The organism is Bradyrhizobium sp. SZCCHNS1050 (genome assembly GCF_032484785.1).
Classification (GTDB): domain Bacteria; phylum Pseudomonadota; class Alphaproteobacteria; order Rhizobiales; family Xanthobacteraceae; genus Bradyrhizobium.
The window spans coordinates 370,911-393,524 of record NZ_JAUETR010000002.1; the positions used below are offsets into that span (position 1 = coordinate 370,911).

At 64.6% G+C, this 22,614-nt stretch carries 14 protein-coding genes, 1 tRNA gene and 1 pseudogene; 10 read left to right on the top strand and 6 right to left on the bottom strand.

Annotated features, from left to right (window positions below):
* Nucleotides 1-79: 79 nt before the first annotated feature.
* The 4 genes and pseudogenes from QX094_RS26100 to QX094_RS26115 all read right to left on the bottom strand — a co-directional run bounded on the left by QX094_RS26100 (nucleotide 80) and on the right by QX094_RS26115 (nucleotide 2,979).
* Complete coding sequence (locus QX094_RS26100; protein WP_316188341.1) at nucleotides 80-1,903, bottom strand: hypothetical protein; 1,824 nt, start codon at nucleotides 1,901-1,903, stop codon at nucleotides 80-82.
* A 166-nt stretch (nucleotides 1,904-2,069) separates the two neighbouring features.
* A pseudogene (locus tag QX094_RS26105) lies at nucleotides 2,070-2,361 on the bottom strand (SOS response-associated peptidase family protein); the annotation flags it as partial.
* A 93-nt stretch (nucleotides 2,362-2,454) separates the two neighbouring features.
* The gene (locus tag QX094_RS26110) at nucleotides 2,455-2,718 is read right to left on the bottom strand and encodes a hypothetical protein (RefSeq protein WP_316188342.1); all 264 of its coding nucleotides are present in this window, start codon (nucleotides 2,716-2,718) and stop codon (nucleotides 2,455-2,457) included.
* Nucleotides 2,719-2,902: 184 nt separating this feature from the next.
* Nucleotides 2,903-2,979 (bottom strand) — tRNA-Arg (locus tag QX094_RS26115).
* A gap of 474 nt (nucleotides 2,980-3,453) precedes the next feature.
* Between QX094_RS26115 and QX094_RS26120 the strand changes: the two genes are divergently transcribed.
* The 6 genes from QX094_RS26120 (at nucleotide 3,454) to QX094_RS26145 (ending at nucleotide 14,650) form a co-directional block, all read left to right on the top strand.
* Nucleotides 3,454-8,670, top strand: a complete 5,217-nt coding sequence (locus QX094_RS26120) for an alpha-2-macroglobulin (RefSeq protein ID WP_316165426.1) — start codon at nucleotides 3,454-3,456, stop codon at nucleotides 8,668-8,670.
* Nucleotides 8,667-10,895, top strand: a complete 2,229-nt coding sequence (gene pbpC / locus QX094_RS26125; protein WP_316165427.1) for a penicillin-binding protein 1C — start codon at nucleotides 8,667-8,669, stop codon at nucleotides 10,893-10,895. Before QX094_RS26120 ends, pbpC begins: the two co-directional genes overlap by 4 nt.
* Before the next feature lie 51 nt (nucleotides 10,896-10,946).
* Complete coding sequence (locus tag QX094_RS26130; protein WP_315711840.1) at nucleotides 10,947-12,689, top strand: glycosyltransferase family 39 protein; 1,743 nt, start codon at nucleotides 10,947-10,949, stop codon at nucleotides 12,687-12,689.
* Complete coding sequence (locus tag QX094_RS26135) at nucleotides 12,690-13,481, top strand: phosphatase PAP2 family protein (RefSeq protein ID WP_315711842.1); 792 nt, start codon at nucleotides 12,690-12,692, stop codon at nucleotides 13,479-13,481.
* A 93-nt stretch (nucleotides 13,482-13,574) separates the two neighbouring features.
* Complete coding sequence (locus tag QX094_RS26140) at nucleotides 13,575-14,312, top strand: glycosyltransferase family 2 protein (protein WP_315711843.1); 738 nt, start codon at nucleotides 13,575-13,577, stop codon at nucleotides 14,310-14,312.
* A complete protein-coding gene (locus tag QX094_RS26145; protein WP_172109779.1) occupies nucleotides 14,312-14,650 on the top strand; it encodes a lipid-A-disaccharide synthase N-terminal domain-containing protein in 339 nt (112 codons plus the stop codon). Before QX094_RS26140 ends, QX094_RS26145 begins: the two co-directional genes overlap by 1 nt.
* Nucleotides 14,651-14,715: 65 nt before the next feature.
* Here QX094_RS26145 and QX094_RS26150 read toward each other — a convergent pair whose 3' ends face one another.
* Together QX094_RS26150 and metC are read right to left on the bottom strand one after the other, a co-directional pair.
* Nucleotides 14,716-16,419, bottom strand: coding sequence for a Na/Pi cotransporter family protein (locus QX094_RS26150; RefSeq protein ID WP_316165428.1), 1,704 nt, complete (start codon nucleotides 16,417-16,419; stop codon nucleotides 14,716-14,718).
* A 119-nt stretch (nucleotides 16,420-16,538) separates the two neighbouring features.
* Nucleotides 16,539-17,732, bottom strand: a complete 1,194-nt coding sequence (metC, locus tag QX094_RS26155; protein WP_315711845.1) for a cystathionine beta-lyase — start codon at nucleotides 17,730-17,732, stop codon at nucleotides 16,539-16,541.
* 316 nt (nucleotides 17,733-18,048) lie between these two features.
* Here metC and QX094_RS26160 point away from each other — a divergent pair, with 316 nt between their 5' ends.
* From QX094_RS26160 to QX094_RS26175, 4 genes are read left to right on the top strand one after another with little or no spacing between them, the layout of a single operon-like run.
* Entirely contained in the window at nucleotides 18,049-19,065 is a 1,017-nt protein-coding gene (locus QX094_RS26160; protein ID WP_315711846.1) for an amino acid ABC transporter substrate-binding protein, read from the top strand.
* Between the two features lie 28 nt (nucleotides 19,066-19,093).
* Nucleotides 19,094-20,299, top strand: coding sequence for an amino acid ABC transporter permease (locus QX094_RS26165; RefSeq protein WP_315711847.1), 1,206 nt, complete (start codon nucleotides 19,094-19,096; stop codon nucleotides 20,297-20,299).
* Nucleotides 20,296-21,816: an amino acid ABC transporter permease gene (locus QX094_RS26170; protein ID WP_315711848.1), complete on the top strand. Its 1,521-nt coding sequence runs from the start codon at nucleotides 20,296-20,298 to the stop codon at nucleotides 21,814-21,816. Before QX094_RS26165 ends, QX094_RS26170 begins: the two co-directional genes overlap by 4 nt.
* Nucleotides 21,817-21,838: 22 nt before the next feature.
* A complete protein-coding gene (locus tag QX094_RS26175) occupies nucleotides 21,839-22,582 on the top strand; it encodes an amino acid ABC transporter ATP-binding protein (protein WP_315711850.1) in 744 nt (247 codons plus the stop codon).
* The last annotated feature ends 32 nt before the right edge of the window (nucleotides 22,583-22,614 follow it).

The window sequence follows — 22,614 nt, forward strand, 5'->3', positions numbered from 1 at the left end:
GGGAAGCGTTTCGGCCTTTTTCCCAATGGTCGCGACGACGACACCGATCCACGCAAACTCGCCTAGATCAGCAGGCGGTCTAACCCTGTGCTGTGTGAGACACTAGATACCAAGCCCATGCGGCATGCATCGCCATTAGCATGACTCCGGCCGCAACGATCTCGACCAGTTGAGGACCACAAACCTCCGGCCGCTGCCAAATTGGTCGAGGAAATAGGCGGACGGAAGTGGCCAGCCGTACGGTGCGCCATCCGGCGATCGCGCCGAAACCTGCCAAGGCAAGCCTTACTGGCAAAATCAAGTGATGGTATCGATAGTCAGGCTCGGAAAAGGCACAGGTGACGAGCGCGTTATAGAGAAAGAATGCCGATAGCCCAATGATGGCTCCGCTGAAGTCGGATGCGCCGAGTGCCTCGGCGAACCGCGCGGCCCATTGGACGCCTAGCCGTCCCGCCAAATGCAGCAGCGCCACACTCCATGCGACAATCATCAGCCAGAATAGGACGGACACGGCTTGATGGTAGTGGGACAGCCACGAGGCGCGCGCCCCTGCATAGAGGTTGCGCATCCACCGCGGTTGGTCTGCCAGGGTGTCGAAGGCGGCCTCTCTCTGAGCGCGATCCAAACTTGGCAGGGCGGAGGAGGCAGCCGAGACAATGTTGCCCCCGATGGACTGTTGCCCGTCTGGGGGAAAGAAGAGGCCGCCCTGGAAAATTGGACTGTCGTTGAAGCGGGTATGAAACCAGCCAGGATTGTAAATGAAATACCAGAGATTTCGCAGGGTGAACTCGGCTGCGTACAGGGGGTGGGCCAAAAAGATTTCCCACGATGCGCCGACGAAGATCGGATCCTTCGCAACCGTCAAGCACATTAACCAGTAATATTCCCAGTTCGGATTCCGGTAGAGTTCATGGCTCAACTCGTCCGGGCTGAAGCGAAAAAAGTGCTTTTCGTAGAAGGGTGTAAGCACCTTGTCGCGAAACTCGGGAGAAGCTGTATTGAATCCGGCGAGCGCGGCAAGCTCGGACGAGTGGCGTGGGTCCGGCTGCATTTTTTCACGAATGATATCAGTTATTGCTCGCATGTTGGGGCCCAACTCAGGTCCCAACGTGATTCTATATTCCGCTGAATTGATATAGAGATTGTAAAAGATCTGCTGGCCGGTGTAGCTCGGTTTGGTAGCTTGCCCCTTCTCGAACATTTCATAGCGCTGGAGGCCGTAGAGCCCGGTGATAGACAGAAAAATGACTATGTTCGCTACGTAGTGCCGAATTGGTACTCTGCGTACGAGGTAGGCAGTGAGGAGCAGGACGGGAAAAAGCAGATTGCCGGCTGGCCGAACCACTGATGCGCCGAGGATCGCAAAGGTCAATGCGTAGAGAGTCGCTGGGTGTCCTCGCACTGCGAAACGAGCGAACAGCCAGATATCGAGCACGCTGACGAATACGTACGCTTGATCATGGTGAACCCACTTCACAAAAAGAACCGGCGTCAGCGTAGCTGCCGCAACCACACCGACTACGTAGGCCCACGTTTCCGAAGCGTCGCGCAGGGTGGCGTAAATCATGACCGGCATGCTGATCGCCATCAAACTCTGAATGATGGTGATACCGATCAGCGATTTGAAATAGAACAATCCACTGCCTATCAGCAGGAGCGGATATCCGATCTCGCGCGATGCCGTGCCCACGTCCGGCCGCGATGTACCTTGCATGAAGGCAATCGCGTATTGGACGAAATCGCCGGCACCGCCAGGAACGCAATACAGCGCCGTCCAAAGGAAAAACGCTTGAACGATGGCTGAGACGAACAGGATCTGGATAGCAGGGTGAACGACTCGAAACCGAAGGTTCGAAGCGCGGCGTGTGGTGCTACTGGCTGCCAGCATTGATTGCTCAGGCACGTCGCGTTCCAAATTCAATTGATATTCAAGAAGATGATCTCTATTGCTAGTAGCTCAAGTTTTCAACAACCATCTAGTGTTGAGCGCGCGGGCACCGGACGAATGTGCCTCGACCGTAGTAAACTTGCGTAGATGCCATTGGACCGGGGAGCGTCCGGCCGGACCATCAGGCCAGCGTCTCATCATTCCGCGCGCCGCGCGCGACAATATAGAGCGCTTCATCAGGCAGGGGCCGCTGCAGGGCTTTTGCCTCGTCCCAAGGCGCGCGCATCCATGCATCGTGCTCCTCGGCCGTCGTGAGGATAACCGGCATGGCCTTGGGATGGATGGCGGCGACGATTGCGTTCGGCTCGGTGGTCAGGAAGCCGTAGACGTCGCAGGTGATCTCGCCTTCCTTTGACCTTGCGGACCGAGGTCCAGCTGGTCCACAGGACGGCAAAGCAGAGCCGGGGATGCGCGGGGACATATCCCATTGATTCCCGAGAACCGCGCGCAAGTGAAGCCGCTAGGTCTGGGGCCTGCCGGCGGGGTGGCCGCAAGCGGGGAACCGATCAAGCGAGCAACGTCTTCCCGGCCTCTGTCAATCGCACATAGGTGCCACTCTCATGCAGCCAAAGCCAGCCACGGGCGACCGCCAAATCGAGGCCGGCCTTGTACTCGGCGGGCGCGGCTTTCAGATCGGCCAGCATGGGCCAGTTGATCTTCTCGATGAAGATGCGGCCGTCCTGCACCGGATCGATGCCAGCAGAGATCCGGACCAGTTCGCGCGCGGCGACTTCGGGATCGGCATAACGGCTGGGCGTGATGAATTTCATCGGTGGATCTCTAAACGGGCATTTGGGGCCAAAGGAGTCCGGGGTTTTGTCCGGGACTTTTCGTCCGTACCAGTCCCGGACTGGCTGCTTTGATCCCTATTTGTTTTACGGCTGAGCACCAAGGACTTTGATCGGGAAAGCTAGGAAAGCGCTTTGATTTAAAGGGATTTTGCACAAGAGGGCGTGGCGATCCCAGCAGGACTCGAACCTGCAACCCGCGGAGTAGAAATCCGCTACTCTATCCAGTTGAGCTATGGGACCGGCGTCGCGAGACGAATATCGCCCGGTGACCATCCCAAGATGAACGTCCGGAGGATGAGCGTCATGGGATAGGTGCCGGGGGCAAAGCCCGGCCGGCGCGCTTTCCATAGCACGGGTCATATGAAAAATCTTCCGTTTCGCCAAGAGCGGCCGAACCCGACGGAGGCCCGGCGAGACCAAGCGGAGGCGGAGGTGGGTCTATCGCCCCATTTGCGCGTCAGCGGCGCCGGATCGACGGCCGCCGCGGCTTGTCTGTATGCCATGTCCTGTGAATTGCCCGTTGATGAACAGATTTTCCTGTCGCATGTGCGTGCCGATGGTCGCGCCTGGGACGGGCCGCTCGCCGGTCCGCTGCAACCTTTGCCATCAGTCCGTCACCATTTCGCGTCCATTCTCGCCACGAATCGGCCAAACACGGACATCTCTCCGCGTGTCCGGAACAGCCGCCCCAATCGCCGTCCAAGGAGCTGCCCCATGATCGGTCTGGTTCGCGCCGCCGTCCTCTGCGCCATCATGGCGCTCGGTCTTGCTTCTGCCCACGCCGCCGACAAGGCGTTCAAGCGCGACGACCTCGCCGATGCCGCGATCAAGCTGGAGGCGCAGATCAAGAGCGAGGCGGGGGCGGTGAACAAGCCGCTGGCGACGCTTCGCACCGATGCCGACGCGGCGCTGCGGCGGAACGACCTACGGACCGGCCTGCAGATCCTCGGGCAGATCGCGACCGCTGCGCCGGATGATTCCGGTAACTGGCTGCGGCTGGCGCACACCGTGCTCAACCAGATCAAGCCGATCAATCCGTCGGAGCAGACCTTCCTCCTGGAGCGGGCCTCGACGGCGGCCTACATCGCCTATCAGCGCGCCGGAAATGCCGGCGAGGAGGCGGATGCGCTGGCCGTGCTCGGCAAGACCATGGCCGAGCGCAAGCTGTGGCGGCCAGCGCTGGATACGCTCAGGATGTCGCTCGAGCTGCGTGAGGTGGCCGATGTCCGTGGGCAGTATGAGCGGATGCGCGACGAGCACGGCTTCAAGCTGCTCGACTACACCGTGGATTCGGACTCGGCGAGCCCGCGCGCCTGCTTCCAGTTCTCCGAGGATCTCGCCAAGCGCACCGACTTCTCGCCGTTCGTGGCCCAGGCCGGCAATGACAAGCCGGCGCTGACCTCGGAGGACAAGCAGCTCTGCGTCGAGGGTCTCAAGCACGGCGAGCGCTACAACATCAATCTGCGCGCCGGGCTGCCGTCGGGCGTCAAGGAGAGCCTGCCGAAATCGGCCGAGTTCAACATCTATGTTCGCGACCGCAAGCCGTTCGTGCGCTTCACCGGCAAGGCCTATGTGCTGCCGCGCATCGGGCAGAAGGGCATTCCGCTGGTCAGCGTCAACACGCCGGCGGTCACCGTCAACGTGTTCCGGATCGGCGACCGCAATTTGATCAACACCGTCATCGACAGCGACTTCCAGCGGCCGCTGTCGAGCTATCAGCTCACCGATCTCGGCAATGAGCGCGGCATGAAGGTGTGGAGCGGCGAGCTGTCGACCGCGATGACCCTGAACCAGGACGTCACCACGGCCTTCCCGGTCGATCAGGCGCTGAGCGACATGCAGCCCGGCGTGTATGTGATGACGGCGGCCCCGAAGGGGCCGACGAGCGGCAATGACGAGGACGGCGGCCAACTCGCGACGCAATGGTTCATCGTCTCCGATCTCGGAGTCGCCGCGTTCTCCGGCAATGACGGCATTCACGTGTTCGTCAATTCGCTGGCCTCGACTGATCCGGTCGCGCGCGCCGAGGTGCGGCTGGTGGCGCGCAACAACGAGATCCTCGCGACGCGCAAGACCGACGACGCCGGCCACGTGCTGTTCGAGACGGGCCTGGCGCGTGGCGAGGGCGGGCTGTCGCCGGCGATGCTGACCGTGTCGGGCGAGAAGACCGACTATGCCTTCCTCAGCCTGAAGACGTCAGCCTTCGACCTGTCCGATCGCGGCGTCGCCGGGCGCGAAGCGCCCACGGGGCCGGACGCTTTCGTCTATTCCGAGCGCGGCGTCTACCGCTCCAACGAGACGGTCTACCTCACCGCGCTGCTGCGCGACGGCAAGGGCAATGCCATGACCGGCACGCCGCTGACGCTGGTCGTCGAGCGTCCCGACGGCGTCGAGTTTCGCCGCGCGGTGCTGCCGGACCAGGGCGCCGGCGGCCGTTCGTTCAGCGTGGCGCTGAACTCGGCGGTGCCGACCGGCACCTACCGCGTGCGCGCCTTCACCGACCCAAAGGGGACGGCGGTCGGCGAGACCACCTTCATGGTCGAGGATTACGTCCCCGAGCGGCTGGAATTCGATTTGAGCTCCAAGGACAAGCAGATCAAGGCTGAGACTCCGGTGGAGGTGAAGGTCGACGGCCATTTCCTCTACGGTGCGCCGGCCTCCGGCCTGCAGCTCGAGGGCGACCTGCTGGTGACGACCGCGCCCGAGCGGCCGGGGTTCCCGGGCTACCAGTTCGGCGTCGCCGACGAGGAGAGCGCCTCCAACGAGCGCTCCCCGATCGAAGGCATGCCGGAAACGGACGAGAAGGGGGCGGCGACGTTCCCGGTGAGCCTGCCCAAGCCGCCGTCCTCCAGCCGGCCGCAGGAGGCGCAGATCTATGTGCGCCTGGCTGAGACCGGCGGCCGCGCCGTCGAGCGCAAGCTGGTGCTCCCCGTGGCGCCCAAGGCGGCGCAGATCGGCATCAAGCCGTCGTTCTCCGGCAAGAGCGTCGGCGAGGGCGACAAGGCCGAGTTCGACGTCGTGTTCGTCTCGCCGGAGGGCAAGACGCTGGCGCGAAGCGGGCTGCGCTATGAGCTGCTGAAGATCGAGTCGCGCTACCAGTGGTACCGGCAGAACTCCTATTGGGAGTATGAGCCGGTGAAATCGACGCGGCGCGTCGGCGACGGCGACGTCACGATATCAGCCAACAAGCCGGCGCGGCTGAGCTTCCAGCCGGAGGCCGGGCGCTATCGCCTCGACGTCAAGTCGGCGGATGCCGACGGCCCGGTGACGTCGCTGCAGTTCGATGTCGGCTGGTACACCGACGGCAGCGCCGACACGCCGGATCTCTTGGAGACCTCGCTCGACAAGCCGCAATACCAGTCCGGCGAGAGCATGATCGTGACGGTCAATGCGCGCACTGCCGGCAAGCTGACGGTCAACGTGCTCGGCGACCGGCTACTGACGACGCAGACCACCGAGGTCAAGGAAGGTACCAACCAAGTCAAGCTTGCGGTCGGCAAGGATTGGGGCACCGGCGCCTACGTCGTCACGACGCTGCGCCGTCCGCTCGATGCGTCCGCGCAGCGCATGCCGGGCCGCGCGCTCGGCGTCGCCTGGTTCGGCATCGACAAATCAGCGCGCACGCTCAACGTGGCTCTGACGCCGCCTGCGCTGGTACGTCCGGGCTCGGCGTTGAAGATTCCGGTCAAGGTCGGTGGGCTCAATCCCGGCGAGGACGCCAAGATCGTGATCGCGGCGGTCGATGTCGGCATTCTCAACCTCACCAACTACAAGCCGCCGGCGCCCGACGATTACTATCTCGGCCAGCGCCAGCTCTCCGCGGAGATCCGCGACCTCTATGGCCAGCTGATCGACGGCATGCAGGGCACGCGCGGCCAGATCCGCTCGGGCGGTGACAGTGGCGGAGCCGAGCTGCAGGGCTCGCCGCCAACGCAGAAGCCGCTGGCGCTGTATTCGGGCATCGTGACCGTCGGGCCCGATGGCACCGCCGAGGTCAGCTTCGATATCCCGGAGTTCGCAGGAACTGCGCGGGTGATGGCGGTCGCATGGAGCGCCACGAAAGTCGGCCGGGCGAATGTCGACGTCACCGTGCGCGATCCGGTGGTGTTGACCGCGACCTTGCCGCGCTTTTTGCTGAGCGGCGACCGCGGCACGCTGTCGTTCGACCTCGATAACGTCGAGGGCGCGCCCGGCGACTATGTCGTCGGCGTCAAGGCCAGCGGCCCGGTCAAGGTCTCCGGCAATGCCAACGTCACGCTGAAGCTCGCCGCCAAGCAGCGGGCGTCGTCGACGCTGCCGCTGGATGCCAGCGGCACCGGTACGGCGCAGCTCGACGTCGATATCAAGGGCCCCAACGGGCTGGCGCTGGCGCGGCACTATCAGCTCGACGTCAAGCCGGCGACCCAGGTGCTGGCGCGGCGCTCGATCCGCACGCTCGCGAAGGGCGAGAGCCTGACGCTGACATCGGACATGTTCAATGATCTCGTGGCGGGCACCGGTACGGTGTCGCTGTCGGCGGGACTGTCGACCGCGCTCGATGCGGCGACCATCCTCAAGGCGCTCGACCGCTATCCGCATGGCTGCTCGGAGCAGATCACCAGCCGCGCGATGCCGCTGCTCTATGTCAACGAGCTCGCAGCCGGCGCGCATCTCGCGATGGACACCGAGGTCGACCAGCGCATCCGCGACTCGATCGACCGCTTGCTGGCGCGTCAGGGCTCCAACGGCTCGTTCGGCCTGTGGTCGGCCGGCGGCGACGATCCCTGGCTCGATGCCTACGTGACGGATTTCCTGACCCGCGCCCGCGAAAAGGGCTTTGCCGTGCCGGACGTGCTGTTCAAGAGCGCGCTCGACCGCGTCAGAAACTCGGTGGTCAATGCCGAGGAGCCGGAGAAGAGCGGCGGCCGCGATCTCGCCTACGGCCTCTACGTGCTCGCGCGCAACGGCGCGGCGCCGATCGGCGACCTGCGCTATCTCGCCGACACCAAGCTCGGCAATCTCGCAACTCCAATTGCCAAGGCGCAGCTCGCCGCGGCGCTCGCGCTGGTCGGCGACCGCGCCCGCGCCGAGCGGGTCTATGCGGCAGCCGCCGACAGCCTCGCGCCGAAGCCGGTGCTGGTGTTCGGCCGCACCGATTACGGCTCCGACCTGCGTGATGCGGCGGCATTGGTGTCACTGGCCGGCGAAGGCAATGCGCCGCGCGCGACGCTGACGCAGGCGGTGACCCGCGTCGAGGCAGCGCGTGGCCTGACGCCGTACACCTCGACGCAGGAGAATGCGTGGATGGTGCTGGCGGCGCGTGCGCTCGCCAAGGAGACGCTGACGCTCGATGTCAACGGGCAGGCGGTGAAGCAGGCGCTGTACCGCAGCTACAAGGCGGCTGAGCTCTCGGGCCAGCCGCTGAAGATCACCAACACCGGTGATGCGCCGGTGCAGGCGGTGGTCTCCGTCTCCGGCTCGCCGCTGACGCCGGAGCCGGCGGCATCGAACGGCTTCAAGATCGAGCGTGGCTACTACACGCTCGACGGCAAGCCGGCCGATATCAGAACCGCGAAGCAGAACGACCGTTTCGCTGTCGTGCTGAAGGTCACCGAGGCCAAGCCGGAATACGGGCACATCATGGTGTCCGACTATCTACCGGCGGGGCTGGAGATCGACAATCCGCATCTGGTGTCGTCGGGCGACAGCGGCACGCTGGACTGGATCGAGGACGGCCAGGAACCGGTCAATACCGAGTTCCGCGACGACCGCTTCACCGCCGCGCTCGACCGCGCCGCGGATTCCAAGTCCGTGTTCACGGTCGCCTATGTGGTGCGGGCGGTGTCGCCGGGCAAATACGTGCTGCCACAGGCCTATGTCGAAGACATGTACAATCCCTCACGCTATGGTCGGACCGGTACGGGCTCCGTGGAGGTCCGCGCGGCGAAATGAGCGAGGGTGGAACGAGTGATCGTGAGTTGGGTGGCCGGACGGTGCCGCACACTCCGTCATGCCCAGGCTTGACCCGGGCATCCATCGCTCGCGGCGACGAAGGCGCGGCTGGCCGGGACAAGCCCGGCCATGACCCGAGGAGATGGCGGAGCGTCAAACGGCCGCTCGCGGGCGCGCTGTTCTTGTTCGTCGCAGTCATCCTTGCCTTCACCGCCTACACCATCTCCCTCGGCCCCCTGCCGCTGCGCGAGGCCAAAGCCGTGTCCACCAACGTCGTCGACCGCCACGGCAAGCTGCTGCGCGCCTATGCGATGGCGGATGGGCGCTGGCGGCTGCCGGTCAGCGCGAAGAAGGACGTCGATCCGACCTATTTGAAACTGCTGTTCGCCTATGAGGACCAGCGCTTCTACGACCATCACGGCGTCGACCCCCGCGCGCTGGCGCGCGCCACGATCCAGCTCGGCGCGCACGGCCACATCGTGTCGGGCGGCTCGACCATCACGATGCAGCTGGCGCGGCTGCTCGAGCCCAGGCGGCAGCGCTCGCTGCACGCCAAGCTCAGGCAGATCGTGCGCGCGCTCGAGCTCGAGCGAGAGCTGAGCAAGGACGAGATCCTCGATCTCTACCTGACGCTCGCGCCCTATGGCGGCAATCTCGAAGGCATCCGTGCCGCCTCGATCGCGTATTTCGGCAAGGAGCCGAAGCGGCTGTCACTGGCGGAAGCGGCACTCTTGGTGGCGCTGCCGCAGTCGCCGGAGACGCGGCGGCTCGACCGGCATCCGGAGGCCGCTCGACGCGGCCGCGACCGCGTTCTCGACCGCATGGTGTCGGAGAACGTGATCTCCGCCGAGGACGCGGCGCAGGCGAAGGCGCAAGCCGTGCCGGCCTTCCGCCAGCCGATGCCGATCCTGGCGCCGCATGCTGCCGACCAGGCCTCGGCGACCGTCAAGGATCAGCCGATCATCCGCCTTACGCTGGATGCCTCGCTGCAGAAGGTGCTGGAGCCGCTGGCGCGCGATCGCGCCATCGCATTGGGACCGAACGTCTCGGTCGGCATCATCGTGGTCGACAATGACAGCGGCGACGTGCTCGCCCATGTCGGATCGGCCGACTATTTCGACGAGAAGCGGGCAGGGCAGGTCGACATGACCCGCGCGGTGCGTTCGCCAGGATCGACCCTGAAGCCGTTCATATATGGGCTCGCCTTCGAGGACGGCTTCGTGCACCCGGAGAGCCTCATCGAGGACCGCCCGGTGCGCTTCGGCTCCTACGCGCCGGAAAATTTCGACATGACGTTCCAGGGCACGGTGCCGGTGCGCAAGGCGCTGCAACTGTCCCTGAACGTTCCCGCCATCGTGCTGCTCGACCGTGTCGGCGCCAGCCGGCTGTCGTCGCGACTGAAACAGGCCGGCGGCAATTTGGTGCTGCCGAAGGACGAAGCCCCAGGCCTTGCCATGGGCCTCGGCGGCGTCGGCGTGACCCTGCAGGACCTCGCCCAGCTCTATGCCGGATTCCCGCGACTGGGCACCACCAGGCCGATGCGTGAGATCATGACCGGGGAGGGCACCGACGATGCCCGCGAGCCGTTGCGGCTGATGGATTCGGCGGCCGCCTGGCAGGTCGGCAACGTGCTGCTGGGGACCCCGCCGCCGGAAAACGCAGCCCGCAACCGGATCGCCTTCAAGACCGGTACCAGCTACGGCTATCGCGACGCCTGGTCGGTCGGTTTCGACGGCCGCGTGACGATCGGCGTCTGGGTCGGCAGGCCCGACGGCGCGCCGGTGCCCGGCCTGATCGGGCGCGTCGCCGCGGCGCCGATCCTGTTCGACGCTTTTGCCCGCAGCGGCAAGCTGCCGGCGACACTGCCAAAGCCGCCCAAGGGTGCGCTTGTCGCCAGCAATTCAAAGTTGCCGCTGCCCCTGCGCCGGTTCCGGCCGGTCGGAGAACTGGTGCGGACCGGCGCGGAGCAGGCGCCGCACATTCAGTTCCCGCTGAACGGCTCCCGCATCGATGTCGACCGGTCCGCCGGTCCCGAGGCGTCGGTGATGCCGGTGAAAGTGTCCGGGGGCGTGCTGCCGCTGACCATGCTGGTCAATGGACTAGCCGTCGGCGAGATCGACAGCCGGCGCCAGCGCCTGATCGATCCGCCCGGGCCCGGCTTTGCCCGCCTCACCGTGATCGATGCCACGGGCGCTGCGGACACAGTTGTGGTCAGAATCCAGTGAGGGTTCGCTAAGCGGTTGTCGACATAGCGGTTTCAGCGTATTCGGAACCCCATGGTCGAGACCTTTGCCCGCCCCCGTTTTGGAGAGCCGCGCGAGCCGAAGAACCTGGTCAATCCAGGCAATCGGCTGGCGCGGATGATCGATGTCGTCACCGTGAGCCACACCAGGGCGGTGACGTTCCTGCTCGTCTGCGGGCTGCTGTTGTTCCTGCCGGGCTTCTTCACCATCCCGCCGATCGATCGCGACGAGGCGCGCTTCGCCCAGGCGACCAAGCAGATGGTCGAGAGCGGCGATTACGTCGATATCCGCTTCCAGGACGACGTGCGCTACAAGAAGCCAGTCGGCATCTACTGGTTGCAATCGGCTGCGGTCGAGACGGCGTCGGCGATCGGTCTGCCGCGTGCGCAGCTGCGCATCTGGGTCTACCGCATTCCCTCGCTGATCGGTGCCATCGGCGCGGTGCTGCTGACCTATTGGACCGCGCTCTCCTTCGTGACACGGCGCGGCGCCGTGTTCGCCGCCCTGCTGATGTGCTGCTCGGTGCTGCTCGGGGCGGAAGCCCGGCTCGCCAAGACCGACGCGATGCTGCTGTTCACCGTGGTGGCTGCGATGGGTGCGCTGGCCCGCGTGTATCTGTCGTGGCAGCGCGGCGAGGATCCGGTGCATCCACCGTGGGGACCGCCTGCGATCTTCTGGACGGCGCTCGCCGGCGGCATCCTGATCAAGGGCCCGCTGATTCTGATGTTCGCAGGACTGACGATCGTGGCGCTGGCGATCATGGATCGTGGTGCCGGCTGGCTATCGCGTCTGCGCCCTCTATGGGGACTGATGTGGATGCTGGTGCTGGTGCTGCCCTGGTTCGTGCTGATCTTCCTGCGCGCCGGCGACACCTTCTTCGCCGATTCCGTCGGCGGCGACATGCTGAGCAAGATCGGCGCCCAGGAGTCGCACGGCGCACCGCCGGGACTTTATCTGCTGCTGTTGTTCATCACCTTCTGGCCCGGCGCGCCGCTGGCCGCTATGGCGGCGCCTGCGGTATGGCGCGCGCGGCGCGAGCCGGGGGCGCAGTTCCTGCTGGCCTGGCTGCTGCCGTCCTGGGTCGTGTTCGAGGCCGTCCTGACCAAGCTGCCGCATTATGTGCTGCCGCTCTATCCGGCAATCGCCATCCTCACCGTGGGCGCGCTGGAGCGGCGGGTGCTGGCGCGCAACTGGCTGCGGCGCGGCGCCGCCTGGTGGTTCGCGATTCCCGCCATCACATCGGTGGTGGCCGTGATCGGCGCCATCATCGTCACGCACCAGCCGGTGTTCCTGGCCTGGCCGTTCGTGGCGGCGTCGCTGATTTTCGGCCTGTTCGCCTGGTGGCTCTATGACGACGGCCGTGCCGAGCGCTCGCTCTTGAATGCCGGCGTGGCGGCGATGTTCCTGGCGTTCGTGGTGTATGGCGCCGTGCTGCCGGCGCTGACACCGCTGTTTCCCAGCGCGGAGATTGCGCGCGCGCTGCGCAACGTGGTCTGCGTCGGGCCGAAGGCGGCAGCGGCAGGTTTCCACGAACCTAGCCTCGTGTTCATGACAGGAACCTCGACGCAGCTCACCGACGGCTCGGGGGCGGCCGACTTCCTCAACCATGGCGCGTGCCGCTTCGCGCTTGTCGAGCAGCGCACCGAACGGGCGTTCGTGCAGCGCGCCGAGGCCATCGGGCTGCGCTACAACGTCGCCAAGCGCATCGACGGCTACAACATCTCGCAAGGCCGCCCGGTCTCGATTGCGATCTATCGTTCGGAAGGCACCGAGTAGATGTCGGCGCCAGACACGCCCTCGCTGTCGTCAGGCTATCTCGCCCAGCTCGCGCTGGTCGGCAAATTCTCGTTCGGCCGGCTGGTTCGGCGGCCGCAGACCGCGCCGGACGCTGCGGGCCGGCAACGCCTGCAACGCGAGCTTCTCCTGCTCGGTGCCATCGGCCTGAGTGTGGTCTCGGTGCTGATGTTCACCTTCGATGCCTACGAAATCGGGCTGATGCCGGCGCGTGGAACACCGAGCCTGTGGCCGGTGCGCATCATCACCGAATTCGGCCAGGACGAATACGTGCTGGGACTGCTGGCAGTGGGGGTCGTCGCGACGATCCTGATCGCGCCGTTGTGGCCTGAGGCTTCGCGCAGCCGCCTTCTGAACTTTGCGACGCATGTTCAGTTTTTCTTCTTCGCGGTTCTGCTCTCCGTGCTATCGGCCCAGGTGTTGAAATATATCATCGGGCGCGGCCGTCCCTTCGTCGGCGGCAAGGCCAACGCGTTCAATTTCGAACCCTTCAACGGCACGCCGGCCTATTTCAGCATGCCGTCGGCGCATGCGGTGACCGCCTTCGCGCTCGCATTCGCCATTGCGGCCGTCTGGTCGCGGCTGCGGATACCAATGTTCATCTATGCCATCGTGATTGCCCTGAGTCGGCTGGTGCTGCTGGCGCATCATCCAAGCGATGTGGTCGCCGGCGCCGTGGTCGGATTGGCCTGCGCCATGCTGGTCCGCTACTGGTTCGCAGCACGACGGCTGGGCTTTCGCCTGGGCAAGGACGGCCAAATCGTACCGCGCTAAAGGGGTTGATAGGCGGCCCCAAGCCCCATAATAAGCCTCCGCCGCATCGCCCGGGGCAGGAACCGGTCCAGTCACGCCATCGCGAGTCTCATCTTGTCGACCGAAACCCCCGTTGCCGTCTCCATCGTCGTTCCCGTGCGCAACGAGGCCGGCAACATCACGCCCCTGATCACCGAGATCGCGGCCGCGCTCGACGGTCTCTGGGCCTATGAGATCATCTACGTCAACGACGGCTCGACCGATGACACCGCGCAACGGCTCGCCGAGGAGATGGCGCGGCGGCCGAACCTGCGCGTGCTGCGCCATGAGAAGTCGTCCGGGCAATCGGCGGCCGTCAGAAGCGGCATCCGCGCGGCCCACGGCGCGATGGTTGCGACGCTGGACGGCGACGGGCAGAACAATCCCGCCTTCCTGCCCGACCTCATCGCTGCGCTCGAAAAGGGCGGGGCGGGTGTCGGCCTCGTCGCAGGCCAGCGCGTCGGTCGCAAGGACACCGGCTTCAAGAAACTGCAATCGCGGCTTGCCAACAAGATCCGCAATGCGGTGCTGCATGACGGCACCCGCGATACCGGCTGCGGCCTCAAGGCGGTCCGCCGCGACGTCTTCCTGATGATGCCGTATTTCGATGGTCTGCACCGCTTCCTTCCCGCCCTGGTGCGGCGTGAGGGCTACGACATCGCCTACATCGACGTGACAGATCGACCCCGGCACTCCGGTGTCTCGAACTACGGGTTCTTCGACCGGCTCTGGATCGGGATCATGGATCTCGCCGGCGTGTGGTGGCTGATCCGCCGCAAGAAGCCGACGCCGGTTGTGATCGAGGTAAAGTAATGCTGATTCAATTCGGGCAGGCGTTCAGCAACTATCTCTACGACATCTTCATCGCCAAATTCGATTTCTGGCTGGTGTTCGGCCTCGCCGCCCAACTGGCCTTCGCCGCGCGCTTCCTTGTGCAGTGGATCGCCAGCGAGCGCGCGGGCAAGAGCGTGGTGCCCCTTGCCTTCTGGTTCTTCTCGATCGGCGGCGGCCTCATGACGCTGATCTATGGTCTCGTCAAACGCGAGCCGGTCATCATCTTCGGCCAGTTGCTGTCGAACATCATCTACGTCCGCAACGTGATGCTGATCTTCAAGAACCGTCAGCGCGAGTCGCAGACGCTGAGCAATTGACCGGAGCGGGCTTCAGGTTCACAGGGCGGATGTGCCGTCGCCCGTTCGTGGGGCCGTCCTGCGCCTCAGCGCGGCAGCGGCCGGGCTGAGGACCGGGGCAGGGGCACGGGCACGGTGGTCGCCACGCTGTCAGCCGCCTCGCCGCGGCGCGTCGCAACTTCGCCGGCGGCATCGAGCACAGGATAGGCGACCGAACAGATGTGTGAGTGGATCCGCCTGAGGTCACGCAGCACGTCGAGATGCAGTGAGGTGGTTTCGAGCGTCTCCGAGCGGCCGTCGCGCAGACGTTCGAGGTGCCGCTCGGTCGCGCCGAGCTCGGCGTTGCGGAGCTCGGCTTTCTGATCGAGCAATTGGTGCGCCTGCTGCGCATCGCCGGACATGAAGATGCCGAACGCGACGCGGAGCGCCTCCATGATCTGGCGGTGAAAGGCCTGCAGCTCGTCGGCCCCCTCCGCGGAGAATTGGAACCTGCGCTTGATCTTCTTGGTTGCGAGCTCGCTCAGGTTCTTGTCGATGATGTCGCCGATGTGTTCGAGGTTGATCGCGAAGGAGATGATCTCCATCGCCCGCTTGCCCTCGCGATCGTCCAGGCTGCCCCGCGTCAGCTTGGTGATGTAAAGCTTGATGGCTTCGTCGAGCCGGTCGACGACATTGTCCGCGCGTGACACCTGATCCACGAGGCCACGGTCGTTGGTCATCATCGCGGTCATGACATTGCGCAACATGGTCTCGACCAGATCGCCCATGCGCAGCGCCTCGCGCGCCGCGTCCGCAAGCGCCAGCGACGGTGTCTCCAGCGCGGTCTCGTCGAGGTAGCGCGGCTTGGCGGGATCGACTTCGGCCGGGCGGTCGGGGAACAGTCTGACGAGCAGCTTCTCGATGCTGCCGAGCAGACCGATGAAGACCAGCGCCGTGCCGAGGTTGAATGCCATGTGAAACTGCGCGGTCAGCTTCGACAGATCCGGCTGCCATTGCTGCAGCTGAGCCGCGAGCGGATGCAGGAAGGGTGCGATCAGCGCGACGCCGATGATGCGGTTGAGGAGATTGCCGACGGGCAGGCGATAGCTCGCGGGATTGTCGCGCCGGGCGCCCTCGAACACCGGGTTGACGGCGCTGCCGAGATTGGCCCCGAGCACCAGTGCCATGGCCGCATCGGCCGTGATGAAATGCGCATAGGCCAGCGACATCACCAGCAGCACGCTCGCGACGCTGGAATGCACGATCCAGGTGACGGCGGCGCCGAAGATGATGCACAGCGTGACGTCGGCGGTGATCGCCTGCATGAACACGCGCATCGCCGGCGCCTCCTCGGCCGGCGCGAGCGTGTCGATCAGGATATGGAGCGACAGCAGCATCAGGCCGAGGCCGATCGACACCCGGCCGAGATCCTTGATGCGCGATCGCGGCCCGCTGCGGAACGCCACCAGGCCGAGCACGAACAGGATCGGCGCGACGGCCGCGACGTTGAACGACAGCACCTGGACGATCAGCGTGGTGCCGATATTGGCGCCCAGCATGATCGCCATCGCGGGGATCAGGCCGACGAGGCCTTCCGCAGCAAAGGAGGTGGTGATGAGCGCCGTTGCCGTGCTGCTCTGGAGAAGCGCGGTGAGGCCGAGTCCGGCCGCGAGGGCGCTGAAACGGTTCCGCAGCGCTCGCGACAGCAGCAGCCTGAGATCCGGGCCGAAGGCGCGCAGGATGCCGCTGTGGACCATGTGAAGGCCCCACAGCAGCAGCGCCACGCCACCCATCAGATCGAGCAGAACCATGATTCCCGTTCGTTCCCGCTTGTCTTCAGACCAAGGCTACGCCCAATCGGCCGGGGATCAACGCCAATTTGGCGGCCCCGGTTGCCCGATCGCGCGGCGCTCCGCCCCTGCAGGCGTGGTCAAGCGGCGTTGAACGCGGCAAAGCCGCGATCGAGATCGGCCTTGAGATCCTCGGTATTCTCGAGACCGATGTGCAGCCGCAATGTCGGACCGCCGGGTGCCCATGTGGTCGCCGTACGGTAGCTTGCGCAGTCGAACGGGATCGCCAGGCTCTCGAAGCCGCCCCAGGAATAGCCCATGCCGAACAGCGTGAGCGTGTCGAGCATGGCGTCGACGGCGGCCTGCGCCTTTGGTTGCAGCACGATGCTGAACAGGCCGGAGGCGCCGGTGAAATCGCGCTTCCAGATCGCGTGCCCCGGATGGCTCTCCAGCGCGGGATGCAGCACCTCGATCACCTCAGGACGCGCGGCGAGCCAGCGCGCCATCTCCAGGCCTGACCGGTGATGCTGCGCCAGGCGCACGCCAAGCGTCCGTACGCCGCGCAAGGCCAGGAACACGTCGTCCGGTCCGGCGCAGACGCCGAGCAGGCGGATGCCCTCGGAGATCAGCGGCCACGCCTTCGCATTGGCCGAAATCGTCCCGAACATGATGTCGGAGTGGCCGCCGATATATTTGGTGGCCGCCTGCATGCTGATGTCGACGCCCTGATCGAGGGAGCGATGGTAGAGCGGCGTCGCCCAGGTGTTGTCGTCGATGACCAGCGCGCCGTGCGCATGCGCAACCGCGGCAATGACGGGGATGTCCGGCATTTCGAAGGACTGCGAGCCCGGCGCCTCGACAACCACCGCGCGTGTATTCGGTTTGAGCAGTTGCTCAATTCCTGCGCCGATCAAGGGGTCGAAATAGGTCGTCTCGACGCCATAGCGTGCCAGCATGCCGTTGCAGAAATTGCGGGTTGGACGATAGATGCTATCGCACACCAGAACGTGGTCGCCGGCCTTGAGCACCGACAGCAGGGTGGTCGAGATGGCGCCGAGGCCTGACGGCGCGATGCCGACGCCGGCGCATTGCGGCCCCTCGAGCGCCATCAGCACTTGCTGCAGCGCCTTCGTGGTCGGGGTGCCGTGGCGGCCGTACTGGAATTCGCCGCGGTGTGCATGCAGATCTTCAGCCGTTGGATACAGGACCGTTGAACCATGAACGACAGGAGGATTCACGAATCCGTGCTGCGCTTTCGTGTCCCGCCCCGCCGTGACCAGCCGTGTCTCGACGTTTTGTCGCACCGCCGCAGCGGGGTCGTTCGATGATGCCATTCGCGTGTCTTTTCTCTTTGAACCTGCCGGGATAGCTGGAAATCAGGCCGCACTGCGGTCGTTAATAACAGAATGCAGAACAGGCCCGTCAACCCCTTGACCCGGACCGCCAGTCGTTCTGTGATGCCGGCGCAATTCGATCGCTGCACGTTGAGGGGCTTGCCGCGATTTCCGCTTCATCTCGCATGCACGGCTCCGTCGTGCATGGCGCGCGCCATATTCTTGGTATGGCGTTTGCAGAGGCGGATTCAGGTCGGCCCCTCCTACGCGCTGAGATTCATCGCTCCCCAAGGACGACCCGCGAAAGGCTGTATTTATGAAACGCGTCACTCTGGCTCTTACTCTTGCTCTCGCCCCGGTGCTGGCGAGCGTCGGCGCCCAGGCCGAAACGCTCAAGACCGTCAAGGATCGCGGCATGCTCGCCTGCGGCGTCAGCCAGGGCCTTCCTGGCTTCTCGGCGCCCGACGACAAGGGCAACTGGACCGGGCTCGACGTCGACGTTTGCCGCGCCATTGCCGCCGCGATCTTCAACGATCCGACCAAGGTCAAGTTCGTTCCACTGTCCGCCAAGGATCGCTTTACTGCACTGCAGTCGGGCGAGATCGACGTGCTGTCGCGCAACACCACCTGGACCCTGTCGCGTGACACCTCGCTGGGCGCCAATTTCGCCGGCGTGACCTATTACGACGGCCAGGGCTTCATGGTGAAGAAGGCCCTGAAGGTCAATTCGGCGCTCGAGCTCAACAGCGCCTCGATCTGCGTGCAGACCGGCACGACGACTGAGCAGAACCTCGCCGACTACTTCAAGGCCAACAAGATGAAGTACGAGGTGATCGCATTCGCCGGCCAAGACGAGACCATCAAGGCGTACGAATCTGGCCGTTGCGACGTCTTCACGACCGACGTTTCCGGCCTCTACGCCGAGCGGCTGAAGCTCGCCAATCCGGCCGATCACGTGGTGCTGCCGGAAGTGATCTCGAAGGAGCCGTTGGGCCCGATGGTCCGCCATGGCGACGACCAGTGGTTCGACATCGTCAAGTGGACCTTGTTCGGGCTGGTGACGGCCGAGGAGCTCGGCGTGACGCAGGCGAACGTCGATGAAATGGCCAAGTCGGACAAGCCGGAGTTCAAGCGCGCCTTCGGCACCGACGGCAATCTCGGCGAGCAGCTCGGCCTCACCAAGGACTGGTTCTACCGGATCGTGAAAGCGGTCGGAAACTACGGCGAGATGTATGATCGCAACGTCGGCGCCGGCTCCAAGCTGCAGATCGCGCGCGGTCTGAACCAGCTCTGGAACAAGGGCGGCCTGCAATACGCGCCGCCGATCCGCTGATCACTGCACGATAGCGGGGCTGCGGCGAATGAGCATCGAAGCAAGGTTACCGCCTACGCAATATGGGCTTCGGCTGAAGCGCATGCTGGGTGGCAAGGCAGGATGGAACGGCATCATCCTCCAGATCCTGTTCGTCGCAGTGCTGGTGTGGGTTGGCTACGAGATCGTGGCCAACGCACGCAGCAACCTCGCCACCCAGCGGATCACGTCGGGCTTCGGCTTCCTCAACAATACGGCCGGCTTCGACGTCAACCAGACCCTGATCAGCTACTCCGGCTCCGACAGCTACAGCCGCGTGCTGATCGTCGGCGTGCTAAACACGCTGCTGGTCTCCGTCATCGGTATCGTGCTGGCGACCATCCTTGGCTTTCTGGTTGCGCTTGGCCGCTTGTCACCCAACGTATTGCTCTCGCGGGTCTCCGGCGCCTATGTCGAGCTGATCCGGAACCTGCCGCTCCTGTTCCAGATCCTGTTCTGGTATCTCGCGGTGTTGGCGGCTCTGCCCGGACCGCGGCAGAGCATCTCTCTTTTCTCGACCTTCTTTCTCAACAACCGCGGCTTCATCGTTCCGCGCCCGATCGAGGAGCCCGGCTTCACGCCGTTCGCGATCGTGCTCGGTGTGGCGATCGTGGTCTCGATCGGTCTGCACTATTACGCGCGGCGTGAGCTGTTCCTGCGCGGCCATGTGATCCGGATTTGGCCCTACCTGCTGGGGCTGCTGATCGGCCTGCCGCTAATTGCAATGCTCGTGTTCGGCGTGCCGATTTCGTTCGAGGTGCCGGCGCTCAAGGGATTCAACTTCGCCGGCGGCTCCCGCATCATTCCAGAGCTCGTTGCGCTGACCCTGGCGCTCACCATGTACACGGCGTCGTTCATCGCCGAGGTGGTACGGGCGGGAATCCTCTCGGTCCACAAGGGACAGATGGAAGCGGGGCTCTCGCTTGGACTGAGCCGCGGCACCGTGCTGCGCCTGATCGTCGTGCCACAGGCGCTCCGCGTCATCCTGCCGCCGCTGACGAACCAGTATTTGAACCTGACCAAGAATTCCTCGCTCGCGGTCGCTATCGGTTATCCCGATCTCGTGTCGGTGTTCGCGGGCACGACGATGAGCCAGACGGGGCAGGCCATCGAGATCATCGGAATCACGATGGGCGTCTATCTGGCGCTGTCGCTGATTACGAGCGCGATGATGAGCTTCTATAGCTGGCGGCTTGGGAAGAGACTTGGCGCATGACCGACATCACGGCCTCAACCTTCATCCGTCAGGACATGGCTGGAGAACGCCCGGCGCCCATCAAGACGACCGGTTTCGTCGGCTTCGTCCGCACGAGGCTGTTGAACTCGCCGACCAATATCCTGCTCACCCTGGTGAGCGCACTGTTGATCTGGTTCACCGTGATTCCGGCGGTCAAGTTCCTGCTGGTCGACGCGGTGTGGGTCGGCAAGGACCGCGATGCATGCCTGGCGCAGAACGCCGGCCATCCGGTCGGCGCCTGTTGGCCCTACATTTCGGCGAAGTTCAGCCAGTTCATGTACGGCTTCTACCCGGAGGCCGACCGCTGGCGCGTCAATCTGACCTATGTGCTGGCGGTGGTGCTGCTCGTGCCGCTGCTGATTCCGCGCCTGCCGGCCAAAGGCCTTAATGCGGGTCTGTTCTTCTTCGCGCTGCCGATGGTCGCGTTCTTCCTGCTCTATGGCGGTGGGCTGGAGGGCTTCGGCGTGAGCTGGGCCACAGGCACCCTCCAGCTGTTCGTCGAGAGCATCGATACGGCCGGCAACGCGCTGGTGCGCGCCGGCGATAACGTGCCGGTGGTCGGCATGCTGCTGTGGCTGCTCGGCAAGCTGGTCGTGCTGATCGGAACGCTCGCATCGCTCGTGATCTGGCCGCTGGTCTGGATCCGCAATGAACTGCAGCAATCTCACCAGCCCGTGTGGAATGATCTCGCGCTCTCCGCGATCATTGTCACCGCGCTGGTGTTCATCATCGGCGGCGGGAGCAGGGCGCTGCGCAGCGTCATCGCCACGGCCGCGACCTTCGCCGGCATCGCCATCGTCATTGCGATCATGGGCCTCGATCGCGGCGGCCTTCCCATCGTCGACACAAGGCTGTGGGGCGGCATGCTGGTGACGCTGGTCGTCTCGGTGATCGGCATCGTCGCGTCGATGCCGATCGGCATTGCGCTTGCACTCGGCCGCCGCTCGACCATTCCACTGATCCGCGTCTTTTCGATCGCCTTCATCGAGCTGGTGCGCGGCGTGCCGCTGATCACCGTGCTGTTCTTCGCCACCTACATGCTGCCGCTGTTCCTGCCTGGCAATGTCAGGGTCGACGGCCTGGTACGGGCGCTGATCGGCGTTGCGCTGTTCTCCGGCGCCTACATGGCCGAGGTGATCCGCGGCGGCCTGCAGGCCATTCCGCGCGGCCAGGCGGAGGCGTCGAGCGCGCTCGGCCTGTCCTGGTGGAAGACGACGAGCTTCATCGTGCTGCCGCAGGCGCTGCGCCACGTCATCCCCGGTATCGTCAACAGCTTCATCTCGCTGTTCAAGGATACCTCGCTGGTCTCGATCGTGGCGCTGTTCGACTTGCTCGGCAGCCTCAAGGCTTCGTTGGCCGATCCGGTCTGGGCGACACCGACCACGGCTTTCACCGGCTTTGCCTTCACAGGAATGATCTACTTCGCCTTCTGTTTCGGCATGTCACGCTACTCCATGCTGGTCGAGCGCCGCCTCAACGCGCACCGGCGCCATTGACCCAGAGATCGTCGAGAGATCCATGACTGCAAATTCGATCGTCAGCATTTCCGCCCTCAACAAATGGTACGGCGAATTCCACGTCCTGCGCGACATCAACCTCTCCGTCGGAAAGGGTGAGCGCATCGTGATCTGCGGGCCCTCGGGCTCGGGCAAGTCGACCCTGATCCGCTGCATCAACGCGCTGGAGGAATTCCAGGAGGGCGAGATCAATGTCGACGGCATCGATCTGGGTCCGAATCTCAAGCGGGTGGACGAAGTCCGCCGTGAGGTCGGCATGGTGTTCCAGAGCTTCAACCTGTTTCCGCATCTGACCGTGCTGGAGAACTGCACCTTGGCTCCGATCTGGGTGCGCAACATCCCGCAGAAGGAAGCCGAGGCGACTGCGATGAAGTTCCTGGAGCGGGTCAAGATCCCGCATCAGGCGCAGAAATATCCGGGCCAGATGTCGGGCGGTCAGCAGCAGCGCGTTGCCATCGCGCGCGCGCTGGCGATGAACCCGAAGGTCATGCTGTTCGACGAGCCGACCTCGGCGCTCGATCCCGAGATGGTCAAGGAGGTGCTCGACACCATGGTCGATCTCGCCAAGGAGGGCATGACCATGCTGGTCGTGACCCACGAGATGGGTTTTGCACGCGAGGTCGCCAACCGCGTCGTGTTCATGGACGCCGGCCAGATCATCGAATCGAACACGCCGCAGGAATTCTTCGCCAACCCGCAGCATGCGCGCAGCAAGCTGTTCCTGAGCCAGATTCTGCGGCATTGATGAGGAAGCGAATCGGGACTTGCGAATAGGGC

Bases quoted from the DNA above. Each gene is read 5' to 3' on its own strand.
- QX094_RS26110 (WP_316188342.1), bottom strand. From the start codon at position 2,718: ATGAAATTCATCACGCCCAGCCGTTATGCCGATCCCGAAGTCGCCGCG.
- metC (WP_315711845.1), bottom strand. From the start codon at position 17,732: ATGGCATCATCGAACGACCCCGCTGCGGCGGTGCGACAAAACGTCGAG.
- QX094_RS26145 (WP_172109779.1), top strand. From the start codon at position 14,312: ATGCTGATTCAATTCGGGCAGGCGTTCAGCAACTATCTCTACGACATC.
- QX094_RS26165 (WP_315711847.1), top strand. From the start codon at position 19,094: ATGAGCATCGAAGCAAGGTTACCGCCTACGCAATATGGGCTTCGGCTG.
- QX094_RS26160 (WP_315711846.1), top strand. From the start codon at position 18,049: ATGAAACGCGTCACTCTGGCTCTTACTCTTGCTCTCGCCCCGGTGCTG.
- QX094_RS26175 (WP_315711850.1), top strand. From the start codon at position 21,839: ATGACTGCAAATTCGATCGTCAGCATTTCCGCCCTCAACAAATGGTAC.
- QX094_RS26170 (WP_315711848.1), top strand. From the start codon at position 20,296: ATGACCGACATCACGGCCTCAACCTTCATCCGTCAGGACATGGCTGGA.
- QX094_RS26130 (WP_315711840.1), top strand. From the start codon at position 10,947: ATGGTCGAGACCTTTGCCCGCCCCCGTTTTGGAGAGCCGCGCGAGCCG.
- QX094_RS26120 (WP_316165426.1), top strand. From the start codon at position 3,454: ATGATCGGTCTGGTTCGCGCCGCCGTCCTCTGCGCCATCATGGCGCTC.
- QX094_RS26135 (WP_315711842.1), top strand. From the start codon at position 12,690: ATGTCGGCGCCAGACACGCCCTCGCTGTCGTCAGGCTATCTCGCCCAG.
- pbpC (WP_316165427.1), top strand. From the start codon at position 8,667: ATGAGCGAGGGTGGAACGAGTGATCGTGAGTTGGGTGGCCGGACGGTG.
- QX094_RS26150 (WP_316165428.1), bottom strand. From the start codon at position 16,419: ATGGTTCTGCTCGATCTGATGGGTGGCGTGGCGCTGCTGCTGTGGGGC.